This is a genomic window from Methylobacterium sp. C33D, from assembly GCF_053345825.1.
Window position 1 is genome coordinate 1 of record NZ_JBKFAV010000113.1, and the last position, 861, is coordinate 861.

Annotated in this window: 1 protein-coding gene; it reads left to right on the top strand. The window is 62.1% G+C overall.

What is annotated here, in order from left to right; translation table 11 throughout:
* The first annotated feature begins 440 nt into the window (after positions 1 to 440).
* Positions 441 to 692, top strand: a complete 252-nt coding sequence (locus tag ACLBXO_RS31600; RefSeq protein WP_447687898.1) for a type II toxin-antitoxin system ParD family antitoxin — start codon at positions 441 to 443, stop codon at positions 690 to 692.
* Positions 693 to 861: the final 169 nt, after the last annotated feature.

Genomic DNA, 861 nt, shown 5'->3' on the forward strand with positions numbered 1-861 from the left:
TGCGCTTCCCGTTTCCTGCTCTCCAATTCTCTGTCCGCTCACCACCTAGCGCGTGACAAGCCGGGCAGCCGACGAATGGCCGCTTGTGGGATGCTCTGGTCGTCATCGGGGCGACCGCATCGGGTCGCATACGGAACGTCCGCTTCAGGACAGAGGGTTAATAACTGACTGTGAACGACGCCGAAACCGGTTCGATGGGGCGAAAGGTCTACCTTTCGCCCCGGCTTCGGGCATCGAGCAGCATCAGCCGGTTTGATGCGACGAAAGGTTGTGCGCAAAAGTGCCGCTCGAAAAGGACCGTTTTTGAGCGGCGCAGCCGCCAGACGTTAAGTCCTTGCAAAACCTGAGCGCCGATCGCGCAAAAACGCGCATCCAAAACTGAGGATGGGCTTTGACAAGGTTTGGCAATCCTTGCCATGATGGGGTGAGGAGGTGCCGCTATGGCGACTATGAACGTATCGCTTCCCGACCCAATGAAGGATTGGGTCGAGGCCCAGGCCGGGACTGGTCGCTACGCGAATGCGAGCGACTACGTGCGCGACCTGATACGCCGTGACCAGGACCGGCTGAACAAGATTGCCGACCTGCAACGCCTGGTCGATGAAGGGCTGGCGAGCGGCATCAGCTCCCGCACTCCCGACGACATCCGCCAGCTCGGCCGCGACCGGCTGGCGGCCATTCAGGCCAAATGATCTTCCGCACGTCACCGCAGGCGGATGAGGACATTGCCGACGCTGATCGGCCCCCACGTGGTGGTCCGAGTTCAAAGTTAGTGCAGCGTTGGCCGTTGCTCCACTGGTAGCTTGGCCGGCGGAGCCGGTCGGGCGAGCGCAGCCGGCCAAGCGGTCATGGCCGGCACGA

Coding starts and splice junctions, on each gene's coding strand:
- ACLBXO_RS31600 (WP_447687898.1), top strand. CDS start 441: ATGGCGACTATGAACGTATCGCTTCCCGACCCAATGAAGGATTGGGTC.